Here is a 14,310-nt window from a genome sequence, read left to right on the forward strand (position 1 = left end):
TTCTTAACTTTTTCCTCTTTATAAAAACATTCGCTGCACTTTTTGCCAGAAAGAATTGTCTTTCAATTTAACGGTTTTAATGACACGGTCACTTAACTCGATTTTTACGTTTTCGACTTGACGAATGCCGAGTGCTTCGTTGTCCACCGCTGTGAGCGGGAAATCATTGCCGTCATGACGAACTTTCAACTCTAGTTTTCGGTCACCGCTTAAAATGAAAGAAGAACCAAGTGTCCGGTATTTGTTATTGTTAACAGAAGCAAGTTCCGTTACTTGGAAACAAGGAAGCAATGGGTCGACGACAGCGCCATTGTTTGATTTATTATAGGCTGTACTTCCTGTCGGCGTGGAAATAATAAGTCCATCTCCCAGGAATGTTTCAAATAGAACGTCGTCAATAACAACATCTAATACAAAAGTTCGGATAATATTTGAACGGATGCTAAATTCATTCAAACAGTAGAATGGTTTCTTCTCGTCAATGGTCACTTGTATTAATGGATATTTTCGTACTTTTAGATCTAATGTGCGGATTGCTTGCGACATTTGGTAAAGGTTGTTATAAAAGAAATCGCAATATAATCCTTGACGGCCCTGGGTTGAAATTCCAGCATATAGACAGTCTTGGCGAAAACCAGTTTTCCTTACGGCTTGTAAAAATGTACCATCATTTCCAATGCTGATAATGATATTTGCTTCATGATCATTTTCAGTTATTGTGAAGCCTTCATGAATTAAGGCATCTTCCACTTTAGATTTTTTATCGAGGGAGTCCTTATCATGTTTGCTATAAATGTAAATATTCATTCGATCTGTCATTCGTTTTTTACCCCTTTCGAGTGCAATATATCTATTTTATCATGGAGTGAAACATTTTTGGGTTTCGTACGTATTAGTGATCATACATAATAAAGGAGGAGTTAGATATGAACATGAAAAGGTGGATCGCAATTATTGTTGCGGCGGCACTCGTTTTCGTATCGGTCGGCATTAATTCACTATCTTATTTTTTTACGAGGGATTACAGTGGTTTCTTTGAAGATATGATGGCATCTTCCGCCGGTTATACGGAAGCGGTTATTGAAGAGGGAAGTGTGCATGACCGCATTGCTGTCGTCTCGCTTGATGGCGTCATCCAAGACTTAGGCGCTTCCTCACGCTTTTTAGCGAGTGGATACAATCACCAATTGTTTATGAGTCAGTTGAATGATATTTTAGAGGACCAATCGGTGAAAGGTGTCGTCTTTAAAGTAAACTCACCAGGTGGCGGTGTTGTGGAATCGGCGGATATTTATGACGCAATCCGCAAGATCCAAACAGAAAGGGAAATTCCGATTTATGTATCAATGGGCGGAATGGCTGCTTCTGGCGGTTATTATGTGGCGGCGCCTGCTGAGAAAATTTTTGTCAATCGGGAGACGATTACCGGGTCAATCGGTGTCATTATGGAAACTGTGAATTATTCAGGATTGGCCGAAAAGTATGGCATCGATTTTAATACGATTAAAACAGGACCTTATAAAGATATTATGAGCGGGGCGCGTCCAATGAAAGAAGAGGAACGTGCGATGCTTCAAGAAATGATTAATGATTCTTATGAACGATTTGTGGATATTATTGAAGAAGGTCGGGGCATGTCGGAAGCCGAAGTGAAAAAAGTGGCAGACGGCCGCATTATGAATGGACGTCAAGCGATTGCAGCGGGTCTTGCGGATGAATTTGGTAAAGCCAGTGATGTTATTTCCTCGATGAAAGAGGATTTCAATTTACAAGATGCGATGGTTTTTGAATATATGGCGGAAGATAGCTTAAGTTCACTATTTGGTTTAAAAATGGATCGCGTATTCGGTTCAACGATCGAAACAGAGCTTATTGGTAAATTGTTAAACGACTATCATGCACCGCGTATGATGTATTTGTACGGCGAAAGGTAAGGGGGGAGAACTTGTGGAGTATTCAGATCAGCTAATGTCAGAATCTGTTGTTACGCAGTATGAGGAAGTGAATCAAGACAAATATCAGCTGAAGTTTGCCGGGTTTTGGACGCGTTTCTGGGCATATTTCATTGATTTAATCGTGTTGTCTGCGATTGGCGGGATATTTATTAAACCGCTTTTCAGAGTGATGGGTATTGAAATTTCAAACCCGTTTTTTTGGATCTTTAGCGTTTACAAATTGACTGCATTACTATTATTGCTTGTGTATTTTGCTTTCATGACAAAATTTTTTAAACAGACTGTTGGCAAAATGATCATGGGAATCAAGGTCATTCCAAAAGATCAAAAGGAACTAACGTGGTCGACCGTCCTATTTCGAGAGGTGATTGGACGATTTATTTCCAAAATGCTTTGGATTCCTTACCTTCTTGTCATTTTCATGCCGAAGAAAGAAGCGCTGCACGATCTGTTTGCGGATACACTCGTTGTCCATGAAGATGTCTATGAGAGGAAAACCTTGCCGAATGTCTCCATGCCGGTTGACCACCCAATAAAAGATGCATAGACAGTGAAAGAAGATTCCTTATTAGTTGCAAGGAATGAACTTCCTTTAGTAGAATGGATGATGTAAAGGGGGGGCATCTTCATGGCAAACGTTACATTTAAGAATAATCCTGTTACATTACTTGGTAAAGAAGTTTCTGTTGGTGACAAGGCGCCGGATTTCACGGTCTTAGCAAATGACTTAAGTCCGGTTACACTTGCGGATTCGAAAGGGAAAATCCGCTTAATCAGTGTGATTCCTTCGATCGATACAGGTGTATGCGCTACGCAAACGCGCAAATTTAATGAAGAGGCGGCAGCGCTTGGTAACGATGTACAAGTTTTGACAATTTCTTGTGATTTACCTTTTGCACAAGCAAGATGGTGTGCCGCTGAAGGAATTGACAATGTTCATACGTTGTCAGATCACCGAGATCTTTCATTTGGAGAAGCGTACGGTGTAGTCATTCAAGAGCTTCGCTTACTTTCTAGATCCATATTTGTCGTCGATCAAGATGACAATGTCACATATGTTGAATACGTAAGTGAAAATACGGATCATCCAAACTATGAAAAGGCGATTGAAGCAGTAAAGGCGTTAAAAGAATAAAAAACGAAACCCACCTGGAATCGGGTGGGTTTCGTTGGTAGAGGGATAGATATGACGACAAATGTACAAAAAATCTTTTCATTTATTGATACATATGCAGAGTCTAAGGAAATGCTTTACTTAGAAGCTGCTATTGAAGCATGTGAAAGATGGCTTGATGATCCATCGAAACTACTTTTGACAGATCCTATTTCGAAAGAAGAGATTCGTCGGGGCATTCAACTTGCCATTTTGAAAGGGATGAAGCAGTCTGCACAGCCCCATCACCAAATGACGCCCGATTCAATAGGCATGTTAATTGGACACATTGCTAGCAAATTAGCTGACGGTCAACAATCGGTAACGGTGCTTGACCCAGCAGCTGGAACGGGAAATTTACTTTACACGGTCATGAATGCGATGGATGGACGTATCAGCGCAACTGCGGTTGAAATTGATGATCTGCTCGTCAAATTATCTGCAATAACGAGTGAACTGCTTGAGCAACCTGTCACTTTTTTCATTCAAGATGCATTGCGACCGCTTCTCGTTGACCCTGTCGACATGACGGTCAGTGATTTGCCTGTTGGTTTTTATCCGGATGATGAAAATGCGATGGACTATGAACTGATGCCAAAGGAAGGGCATGCGTATGCACACCATTTATTTATTGAACAGTCGATGAAGCATACAAAAGAAGGCGGATTCGGCATCTTTATCATGCCGGCAAACTTATTCGATTCGGATCAATCCTCCGTTTTACATCCGTATTTAAAAAATAAAACAGCGATTCGAGCTGTCATTCAATTACCGGATTCATTGTTTAAAAATGCGAGCCTTGCTAAAAGTATCCTCATTTTACAAAAGCCATTCTCAGGTATGAAGCAATCGGATGTTCTCCTTGCAAAAGTACCGGATATGACAAATAAGCATGCGATGGCGCTGTTTTTGCAGAAAATTGATATGTGGACAGAAGAGGAATCGCTGAAAAAATAAATGAAGAGCTGTTTTTCTGAACAAAAGCGTGGAATACTAATTTGTTATAAAGGGGCTTTTATGAATGAAAAATATATTAGCGATCAATGCCGGAAGTTCATCATTGAAATTTCAATTGCTTCAAATGCCCAGGGAGGATGTCATTGCAAAGGGACAAATTGAAAGAATTGGACTGTCAAATTCGATTTTTACGATTAAATCTGCTAATGGGAAAACAGAATTGACGCAAGATATTCCGGATCATGCAGATGCAGTCGCCATGCTATTGGACATATTGTTAAGTGAAGGCGTTGTTTCTTCCTACGAGGAAATTGATGGGATAGGTCACCGCGTTGTGCATGGGGGTGAAGTGTTTAGCGATTCGGTTTTAATAACAGAAGAAATGCTTGAAGCATTAGAAGAATTGTCTAATCTTGCTCCACTTCACAACCCGGCGAATATTGTCGGCATTGAAGAATTTAAAAAGGCATTGCCGAATGTTCCAGCCGTAGCGATTTTTGATACAGCGTTCCACCAGTCAATGCCTGAAAGTTCTTTTCTATATCCATTGCCGCGTGAATACTATGAGAAATACGGGATTCGTAAATACGGATTTCATGGCACAAGCCATAAATACGTGACAGAACGCGCAGCTGAAATTCTGAACCGTCCGCTGCAAGACACGCGACTCATCTCATGTCACCTCGGAAATGGTGCAAGCATTGCAGCTGTTAAAGGTGGTAAATCACTTGATACATCAATGGGCTTTACACCGCTAGCCGGCGTTACGATGGGAACGCGGTCGGGGAATATTGACCCTGCACTCATTCCCTATATTATGGATCAGACTGGCAAATCTGTAGAAGAAGTGTTGAATGTGTTGAACAAAGAGTCTGGGATGCTTGCAGTTTCAGGCTTTTCTAGTGATTTGCGTGATATTGAAATCAAAGCCTCGGAAGGAAATGAAAGAGCCCAACTGGCACTGGAAGTATTTGCGGATCGTATTCACAAGTATATCGGCTCGTATGCAGCGAGAATGGGCGGCGTTGACGCAATTATTTTCACGGCAGGAATTGGAGAAAATAGCGATGTTATTCGACAAAAAGTGTTACAAGGCCTTGAGTTTATGGGGGTTTATTTCGATCCGGATTTAAATAAAATTCGCGGTATGGAAGCATACATTAACCATCCCTATTCACCCGTCAAAGTGCTTGTCATTCCAACGAACGAAGAAGTGATGATCGCGAGAGACACGGTGCGTGTGGCAGGATTGTGAAAAAAGGGGGATGTTCCAAAACGAAGAGTCAGGCACTTCTGGGATCCCCCTTTTTAATTTTTAATTAACGGGGACTATTGAATGGTATCATCTTCTGGTGTTCGAATAACAAGGACGTCGCATTTCGCAGTCCGCACAATGTTTTCTGAAACACTTCCGATGAGGAATCGCTCAACTGCATTCAACCCCGTCGCACCACAAATGATTAAATCAGCATCTAGTTTTCTAGAAAGGTCTTTGGAAATCATAGACTTAGGGGAACCATATTCGACAAGAACTTTGACGTGATGCAAACCTGCTCCTTCAGCTTTGGCTTTATACTCGTTTAGCAATTCTTCTGCAAATTTCTGCGCTCGCTCAGCAATCGAACGATCATATGCTTCAACCGCAGCGTAGGAACGTGTATCTATAATGTTCACTAAGTTTAAGTGTGCATCATTTCGCTTTGCGATAGCAACTGCTTTTTTGAAAGCCCATTCCGATTCTTTTGAACCATCAACTGCAACAATAATTTGCTTATAAACTAATGACATATCACTCACTCCATCCATTATAATTAATGTTTCTTCTACTTCTTCCTATATATTATTTATTCGAGAAAAGTGCAAGAAAACCTTTTAATCTCGTGAAAAATCTTGTCTTTTTTGTGAATTTCGACAAATTTATCGCTAACCTGTCAATAAAGACAAGATATTTCAGTTCTGGGAAAATTGAATATTCCGACAATTAAAAAAGAGAGGAAAGTTTTTGTCCTTTCTGATAAGATTGATATGTTCTGGTTTTCTAACTATATCGGAAAACCAGAAAAAATGTAGCTTATTAGGAGGAGTTATAATGATTATTGGTGTTCCTAAAGAAATTAAAAACAATGAGAATCGTGTCGCAATGACACCGGCAGGCGTTTTTAACTTGAAATCAGCAGGACATGAAGTAGTCATCGAAACAGGTGCGGGTCTTGGCTCAAGCTTTACAGATGAAGAGTATATCGAAGCGGGCGCGAAAATCGTTACCACTGCGGCTGAAGCTTGGGATGCAGATATGGTTATGAAGGTTAAAGAACCAATTGCATCTGAGTACGGCTACTTCCGTGAAGGGCAAATTCTATTCACGTATTTGCACCTTGCGCCAGAAGTAGAATTAACAAAAGCTCTCCTTGATAAAAAAGTAGTTGGAATCGCTTATGAAACAGTACAGCTTCCAAACAATTCACTTCCACTACTTGCGCCGATGAGTGAAGTTGCGGGTCGTATGGCTACACAAATTGGTGCGCAGTACTTACAAGCAACAAACGGTGGAAAAGGAATTCTGTTAAGCGGTGTACCAGGCGTTTCTCGCGGAAATGTTGTCGTAATTGGTGGCGGACAAGCCGGAGCAAATGCAGCGCGCGTTGCTGTGGGCATGGGTGCCAAAGTAACAGTTCTTGATCTGTCTGTAGATCGTCTTCGTTATCTAGATGAAATCTTTGGAAATGATATTCAAACACTCGTATCAAATCCATTCAACATTGCAAACGCGGTGAAAGATGCAGACCTAGTTGTTGGTGCAGTACTGATCCCTGGCGCGAAAGCTCCAAAACTAGTATCTGAAGAAATGGTTAAGTCAATGAAACCAGGTTCAGTTCTAGTTGACATCGCGATCGACCAAGGTGGTATTTTCGCTACGTCTGACCGCGTAACAACACATGACAACCCAACATATGAGAAACATGGTGTTGTTCACTATGCAGTTGCAAATATGCCAGGTGCTGTTCCGCAAACATCTACAACAGCTTTAACGAACGTAACGGTTCCATACGCATTGCAAATTGCGAACAAAGGTTACAAACAAGCTTGCCTGGACAACCTTCCACTACAAAAAGGAATTAACACAATGGAAGGTCACGTAACGTACAAAGCAGTTGCTGAAGCGCAAGGTCTTGAGTATGTTCCAGCTGACACATTACTAAGTCGCGAATTGAGCAGAAAATAAGTTTAAAACATTTATAGAATAAAAAGATTTTATCCTGTTGAACCATCTGGTCACGATGACAGTACCACTTAACGAATGGTTTTCAACAGGTGCGGAAGCTATGGCGATTTTTTGCCATAGCTTCTTTTAAATTAGGATAATATTGGTGAAGGAAGCTGCTTTAGATTCATCTGTATTTTATTGAAAAAGAGGATTTTGAAGTTTTTTATGGAAGTTTGTTCTATATCGGTTAATTGATGGAGGTTTTTATTATGCAAATTTCTTATCATGGACATGCAGTTGTGCAAATTAAAACAAAAGGAAAGACCATTTTGATCGATCCATTTATTAATGGAAATAAGTTAACAGATCTTCAGGTGAACGATGTCAAGCCGGATGTGATCTTGTTAACGCATGGACATAATGACCATGTAGGGGATACGATTGAAATTGCGAAAGCTACTGATGCACTTGTTGTTGCACCAGTTGAGCTCGCGGACTATTTAAGCTCTCAAGGAATTCAAACACACGGGATGAATATTGGCGGTTCAAAAGCGTTCGACTTTGGCATTGTCAAATATACAAAAGCTTTTCATAGCTCTTCTTACACAACGGAAAATAATGAAACCATTTATACCGGTATGCCAGCTGGAATTCTAATTACAGCCGAGGAGAAAACGGTTTATCATGCGGGAGATACATCTTTGTTTGGAGATATGGCTTTAATTGGCCAACGTCATCCAATCGACATTGCATTTTTGCCGATCGGCGATAATTTCACAATGGGTCCAGATGATGCTGCATTCGCGGTTGAATTACTTAACCCGAAGCTTGCCGTTCCGATTCATTTCAATACGTTTCCGCCGATTGAGCAGGATCCGCAAACATTCAAATCACTTGTCAAAGGGCATGATGTAAGAATTATGGAGCCTGGAGAATCATTGAATCTGTAAGTTATTTCTACCAGAACCCGATCTCGTTGACGTATAAACAGACTAGATTGGGTTTCCATATCTTCAGAAACGGCATTGTTCGACGCTTTTCTTTACAGTTGTGGTAAAATGTCCTAAAGGACATGATAGGAAAAGGTGAAATTATGTCGACTAAACACGAATTAATATTACGATATATTGAAGGGCTGGACATTGGCGAGAAAATTTCTGTTCGCCAAGTTGCAAAAGAATTGGCCGTAAGCGAAGGAACAGCTTATCGTGCCATCAAAGAAGCAGAAAATCAAAAGTTAGTAAATACAATCGAACGGGTCGGCACCATTCGAATTGAAAAAAAGCAAAAAGAAAACATTGAGCGGCTCACATACGCTGAAGTGTTAAATATTGTGGACGGCCAAGTCCTTGGAGGACGTGGAGGATTACATAAAACGCTAACGAAGTTTGTGATTGGTGCTATGAAGCTAGATGACATGATGCGGTACACGGATGCCGGCAGTTTACTAATCGTTGGGAATCGGCTTAAAGCACATGAAACGGCACTGCATGCTGGTGCAGCGGTGCTTGTAACAGGTGGTTTTGATGCATCAGATGAGGCGAAGAAATTGGCAGATGAATTGGAGCTGCCGATCATTTCCACAAGCTATGATACGTTTACAGTGGCGACGATGCTTAATCGTGCCATTTTCGACCAAATGATTGAAAAGGAGATTTTGTTAGTGGATGATATTGTGACGCCATTAACAGAAACTGTTGCTCTTACAATGAATGACAGAGTTGCAGATTTTAAAGCGTTGAACCGCCAAACTTCCCATTCTGGCTATCCTGTCGTCGACAAAAATGACAAGCTTGTCGGTATTGTAACGTCCCGAGATATTATCGGTAAATCGGATGATGAAACAATTGAAAAAGTAATGACGCGCCATCCCATTACTGCTACCCGTAAAACAAGTGTGGCGTCGGCGGGGCATAGCATGATCTGGGAAGGGATAGACCTCGTACCAGTTGTTACCGAATCCGGTATGCTTGATGGAATGATCAGTCGTCAAGACGTTTTGAAAGCATTTCAAATGGCGCAAAGACAGCCGCAGCAAGGAGAAACAATTGATGATATCGTTAAAAATCAAATGAAATCGGTATCGGACCCGTCGAATACAGTCGAGTTTACGGTAACGCCGCAGTTGACCAATCAGTTTGGTTCCTTGTCGTACGGCGCATTGACGACCTTAGTGACAGAAGCGGGGAAACAAGCAATTAAATCGCGTAAACGTGGTGAAAGCGTACCGGAAAACGTCTCTTTGTACTTCATCAAGCATCCACAGCTTGGCAGTGTTGTCCAAGTCGAATCGAATATTTTACACATAGGCCGCCGCTTTGTTAAATTAGATTTCAATATTTATAGTGAAAATGAGTTAATTGCCAAAGCAATGGTTATGTTCCAGCTTTTGGGTTAACAATCTAGAGCAGGAGCCTTTATTGGCAGTTATAATACTTCTTAGATGAATAAAAAAACTGATGCACTTAAGTGCATCAGTTTTCATTTAATATGATTTCTTCATCAACAAATTGTTGATAATGCTTATGGGCGCGATAATGATGTGTGAATGAGACAAGCCCTAAAACAATAAAAATAGCAGCTATGATATAGGTGATCATTCCATCGAAAATAATAAACTGGTTGATCCCGAAAAATAAAAGCAGTGCACCTAAAGAAGCGCCCGCCATGCTGGCATACATTTTCTTCTGGATTGGAAGTCGCTGGCTTGTACGGAATTGCCGTGTTTTGAAATAAAAGTAAGCGACACCCGATAAAATAATTAGAAATACGATAATGAAATTTAATATCATGAAAAGCCCTCCATTGCATACGCCCACTATACATTGTAGCGGCTTTTTAAACGGATTGCGACCCGAATATATGAAGCCAGGGGGAATTTACTAGTGAAAAGTCAAATCATTGACACAATTGAATCCTATGAAACGATTATTATCCATCGGCATGTTCGGCCTGACCCGGATGCCTATGGGTCACAGGTTGGCCTAAAGACGTTGATTCAGACGAACTATCCGGAAAAGAACGTATATGCCGCCGGGACACATGATGAATTGTTATCTTATTTGACAACGCAAGATGAAGTCACGCAAACGACTTATCAAAATGCTTTGGTCATTATAACGGATACTGGCAATACAGAACGAATAGACGGAGAGTTTTACAAAGAAGGTGCGTTTGTTTTAAAAATTGACCATCATCCGGATGTTGATCAATACGGGGATCTGCGATGGGTCGATCCTACAGCGAGTTCGACTTCTGAAATGATTTTTGCATTATTTGAGGAAGGTTCTGCGTCCCGCGGATGGAAAATGTCAGATGAAACAGCAAGGTTGCTTTTTGCCGGCATCGTGGGAGATACTGGTCGATTTATGTTTCCAAGTACAACAGAAAAAACATTTGATGCAGCAAGGAAACTCATTCGGCATTCATTCGATCGCCCACAGTTATTTGCGGGCATGTATGAAGTGGAGCGTGAAATTTTACATTTACAAGGATTCATTTATCAGAACTTTGTCATAGATGAAAATGGAGCAGCTTATATCAAGATTGATAATAAGACTTTAAAGCAGTTCGAAGTGACCGCTTCTGAAACGTCACAGCTTGTTGGGTCTTTAGGAGAAGTGAAAGGCATTAAAGCATGGGTCATTTTCATTGAAGAAGAAGATCAAATTCGTGCGCGGCTTCGATCAAAAGGTCCTGTCATTAATGGATTGGCAGCTCGATTTGGTGGGGGAGGTCATCCACTCGCTTCTGGAGCGTCTGTCTCTACTTGGGAGGAAGCTGATCATTTAATTGGCGAAATCCAAAAGTTATGTAAAACGAACTAAATGAGCGGAGGGATTGAATTGGAACTTGTCTATCCGCAAGTACTGACGGGTGCAGATTTACTGCGCAGTATTATCAAGCTTGACCAACTAGCCCCACTTCTTCAAAGAAGAGGGGCTAGTGCCGTCGCAATGGTCAATTCCAAGTTGTACGGCGTGCATTCATTTTGTCGGCAGATGACAAAGTATGGTATTCGCCCCGTCGTTGGATTGTCAGTTCAATTGGAAATAAAGAAAAATGAAACAGTCCTTCTATATATCTATGCAAAAGATGATGAGGGATTCCAAAATTTATTGAAAATGAGTAGTGCAATTTCCATTCGTGAAAGTGAAACTTTGCCATATCATTGGTTAAAAGCATACAGCTCGGGTTGCATTATTGTGTGTCCGCTCACAGACCATTCTTGGGTGGATTTCCGTGACTTACAATCATTTCAACAGGTCAAAGAAGGAGTTCATACGAATGCAATGACGTTCATCGGTATGAGTAGACCGAATGGGAAAATACACACAGAAGAAGACAAAATTGTTGAAATCGCTACAACTACTGAAACGACAATTGTTGCAGTAGTTGAAGCTAGATACATTGATCGGGAAGATGCATTTTCCTATCAAGTGGCCAAAGCGATTCGAACCGGTGTCAAGCTAAAAGAACTTGAAAGTGACTCCATTGCCTCGGCGCATCTGCCGACAGAAGACGAGTTAAGTTCATGGTTTTCTGATCGGATCGAATGGCTGCACCAAACGGCAAATATGATTTTATCATGCAATGCGGCTATCCCGCCCCGCGAAGTAAGAATGCCGAAGTTTCCTGTTCCAGAAGGGGAGACATCTATTGCTGTTTTGGAGAGAAATAGTATGGAAGGCTTAAATAGCCGGCTTGGGCAAGTGGGAGAGCAGTATTTGGAACGATTACGATACGAACTGAAAATAATAGGGGAAATGGGATTTGCTGATTATTTTTTAATTGTTGAAGACTTCATGCGCTTTGCTGCCCGTTCAAACATATTAACAGGGCCGGGACGCGGTTCATCGGCGGGGTCTCTCGTGGCGTTTGCCCTTCGAATTACGGATGTTGATCCATTAAAATATGATTTGCTTTTTGAACGGTTTTTGAATCCTGAGCGGGTGACAATGCCTGACATCGATATCGATTTTGCAGATGACCGGCGTGCAGAAGTTATTGACTATGTCGCTCGCAAATATGGGAAAACGCATGTTGCACAAATCATTACATTTGGTACATTATCGGCAAAATCAGTGGCCCGCAATGTCGGACGTGTTTTTGACTTTACGAATGAAGAAATGGCGTTCATGACGAAGGAAATTCCCGATCGTTCAAGTATTAAAATAGGAGAGGTAATTGCTCAATCTTCCGTTTTACAAAAATGGATTGCGATGGATCCAATGCGAGAGCAATGGGCCGACGCCGTTCAAAAACTCGAAGGGCTCCCGCGCAATGCTTCGACACATGCGGCTGGTGTAATTCTTTCTCCGATCCCGCTTGTCGAGATTGTTCCACTTCAGAGCGGGGCAGAAGACATTTACTTGACGCAGTGGCCGATGGGCGAAGTGGAAGAGAGAGGTCTTTTGAAAATGGATTTCCTTGGCCTTCGTAATTTGACATTGTTAGATCGTATTCGCAAGATGATCTTTTATAATGAAGGTAAGTATTTAGATTTTGAAAAAATTCCATTGAACGATCCGAAAACATTTGAATTGTTTAGGGCGGGGGATATGACGGGGGTCTTTCAGTTTGAATCGGCGGGCATGCGAGAAGCGCTTAGAACGATTCAACCCACACAATTTGAAGATCTATTTGCCATCAATGCCCTCTATCGACCAGGCCCGATGGAACAGATTCCGCTCTATAGCAAGCGAAAAAATCATCATGAGAAAATACACTATATTCACCCGCAACTGGAACCTATATTGGCAGAAACGTATGGTGTAATTGTGTATCAAGAACAAATCATGCAAATCGCTGTTCACTTTGCAGGGTATACAGTTGCAGAAGCAGATTTGCTGCGCCGAGCTGTCAGTAAAAAACATCATGACCTGCTACAACAAGAAAGAACGCACTTCACAGAAAGTGCGTTGAAAAACGGATTCCCCATGGAGACTGCCCACGCTGTTTATGATTTAATCGTGAAGTTTGCCGATTACGGTTTTCCGAAAAGCCACGCTGTTGCTTATTCACTTATTTCTTATCGACTTGCCTATTTAAAGGCAAACAAGCCTGCTTATTTTTATGCGGCATTGTTATCATCCATAGTTGGCAACCAGGAAAAAACGATGGAGGCCTTACGTGAAATACAGGCTAAAAATATAAGCATTTTGCCGCCATCCGTTCATAAAAGTAAATATTTGTATACTGTTGAAAAAGATCGTATACGAATCGGTCTTGGCACCATTAAAGGCATTTCCCCAACATTTTACAATGTATTGAAAGAGGCACGACAATCAAGTGGGCCGTGGAAAACTTTGTTTGATATGGCGGGTGCCTTAGGTGGAAAGATTTTTGTTGAGAAAGTAGTCGTGCCACTTGTTAAAGCCGGTGCCCTTGATGACTTTGAACAATCTCGTGCTGTCCTGCTTGCCTCCATTGATGCTGCGATCTCACATGCGCTTTTTATCCGTCCGACAGAAGGTAATGATTTATTGACAGATATCATAAGTTTCGGGGCTGTTCCTAAATATACTCCTGGTGGAACGATGACGAGAATGCAAATGCTTGAATTTGAACGAGAAGTATTAGGTTTTTACCTTTCTGAGCATCCTGCTGTTGAAGTGAAAAAAACAACAGATCCAAAAGCTTATCAAGACATTTCGATGATCCCTTCGATGAGTGGTGGACAATTTGTTCGAATGATTGGACTTGTTACAGCGATCAGACACATTCGAACTAAAAAAGGAGAAGCTATGGCATTTGTGACGATCCAAGACGAAACCGGCCAAATATCTTGCACATTTTTTCCGAGGCAATATGCATCGTTAAGCTTTGATTTGACTGAAATGACTTTGCTAATTGTGGAGGGGGTCGTTGAACATCGTGCCGGAAAGCCGCAGATCATTGTTCACCAAGCGACTGCCGTTTCTTAGATTATGTATTTGCGCTCAGTGGGCATCGCCATCTTTCACTTTACGTTCTATAGCGTTTTCTGTATTCTATTAAACAGGAGTGGTCCGACCACTTTTTTGCAGGAGTTGTGAATT

General features: G+C 41.4%; 13 protein-coding genes. 10 read left to right on the forward strand and 3 right to left on the reverse strand.

Annotated elements, in window-relative coordinates; genetic code table 11:
- Nucleotides 1–18: 18 nt before the first annotated feature.
- Entirely contained in the window at nt 19–819 is an 801-nt protein-coding gene (locus AU377_RS00990; RefSeq protein ID WP_067402754.1) for an NAD kinase, read from the reverse strand.
- A gap of 107 nt (nt 820–926) precedes the next feature.
- Between AU377_RS00990 and sppA the strand changes: the two genes are divergently transcribed.
- The 5 genes from sppA (at nt 927) to AU377_RS01015 (ending at nt 5,320) form a co-directional block, all read left to right on the forward strand.
- A complete protein-coding gene (gene sppA, locus AU377_RS00995) occupies nt 927–1,934 on the forward strand; it encodes a signal peptide peptidase SppA (protein WP_067402756.1) in 1,008 nt (335 codons plus the stop codon).
- 13 nt (nt 1,935–1,947) lie between these two features.
- Nucleotides 1,948–2,502, forward strand: a complete 555-nt coding sequence (locus AU377_RS01000; protein WP_253724346.1) for an RDD family protein — start codon at nt 1,948–1,950, stop codon at nt 2,500–2,502.
- A gap of 81 nt (nt 2,503–2,583) precedes the next feature.
- Nucleotides 2,584–3,090 carry a thiol peroxidase gene (gene tpx / locus AU377_RS01005; RefSeq protein ID WP_067402758.1) on the forward strand — a complete coding sequence of 169 codons (507 nt, stop codon included), beginning with the start codon at nt 2,584–2,586 and terminating at the stop codon, nt 3,088–3,090.
- Nucleotides 3,091–3,141: 51 nt separating this feature from the next.
- The gene (locus AU377_RS01010) at nt 3,142–4,065 is read left to right on the forward strand and encodes a class I SAM-dependent methyltransferase (protein WP_067402760.1); all 924 of its coding nucleotides are present in this window, start codon (nt 3,142–3,144) and stop codon (nt 4,063–4,065) included.
- Between the two features lie 64 nt (nt 4,066–4,129).
- On the forward strand, nt 4,130–5,320 hold the full coding sequence (locus AU377_RS01015; protein ID WP_067402763.1) for an acetate kinase: 1,191 nt from the start codon (nt 4,130–4,132) through the stop codon (nt 5,318–5,320).
- A 74-nt stretch (nt 5,321–5,394) separates the two neighbouring features.
- Here the strand turns inward: AU377_RS01015 and AU377_RS01020 are convergent, their stop codons facing one another.
- The gene (locus AU377_RS01020) at nt 5,395–5,853 is read right to left on the reverse strand and encodes a universal stress protein (protein ID WP_067402766.1); all 459 of its coding nucleotides are present in this window, start codon (nt 5,851–5,853) and stop codon (nt 5,395–5,397) included.
- A 301-nt stretch (nt 5,854–6,154) separates the two neighbouring features.
- Between AU377_RS01020 and ald the strand changes: the two genes are divergently transcribed.
- The 3 genes from ald (at nt 6,155) to AU377_RS01035 (ending at nt 9,668) form a co-directional block, all read left to right on the forward strand.
- Nucleotides 6,155–7,288, forward strand: a complete 1,134-nt coding sequence (gene ald, locus AU377_RS01025) for an alanine dehydrogenase (protein ID WP_067402769.1) — start codon at nt 6,155–6,157, stop codon at nt 7,286–7,288.
- 251 nt (nt 7,289–7,539) lie between these two features.
- A complete protein-coding gene (locus AU377_RS01030) occupies nt 7,540–8,220 on the forward strand; it encodes a metal-dependent hydrolase (protein WP_067402772.1) in 681 nt (226 codons plus the stop codon).
- Nucleotides 8,221–8,363: 143 nt separating this feature from the next.
- Nucleotides 8,364–9,668: a DRTGG domain-containing protein gene (locus AU377_RS01035; RefSeq protein WP_067402775.1), complete on the forward strand. Its 1,305-nt coding sequence runs from the start codon at nt 8,364–8,366 to the stop codon at nt 9,666–9,668.
- Between the two features lie 76 nt (nt 9,669–9,744).
- Here the strand turns inward: AU377_RS01035 and AU377_RS01040 are convergent, their stop codons facing one another.
- Entirely contained in the window at nt 9,745–10,062 is a 318-nt protein-coding gene (locus AU377_RS01040; RefSeq protein ID WP_067402777.1) for a YtpI family protein, read from the reverse strand.
- Nucleotides 10,063–10,155: 93 nt separating this feature from the next.
- Here AU377_RS01040 and AU377_RS01045 point away from each other — a divergent pair, with 93 nt between their 5' ends.
- Nucleotides 10,156–11,097 carry a bifunctional oligoribonuclease/PAP phosphatase NrnA gene (locus AU377_RS01045; protein WP_067402780.1) on the forward strand — a complete coding sequence of 314 codons (942 nt, stop codon included), beginning with the start codon at nt 10,156–10,158 and terminating at the stop codon, nt 11,095–11,097.
- 18 nt (nt 11,098–11,115) lie between these two features.
- The gene (locus AU377_RS01050; protein WP_172794003.1) at nt 11,116–14,196 is read left to right on the forward strand and encodes a DNA polymerase III subunit alpha; all 3,081 of its coding nucleotides are present in this window, start codon (nt 11,116–11,118) and stop codon (nt 14,194–14,196) included.
- The last annotated feature ends 114 nt before the right edge of the window (nt 14,197–14,310 follow it).

Source organism: Sporosarcina sp. HYO08 (assembly GCF_001563475.1).
Lineage (GTDB): Bacteria > Bacillota > Bacilli > Bacillales_A > Planococcaceae > Sporosarcina.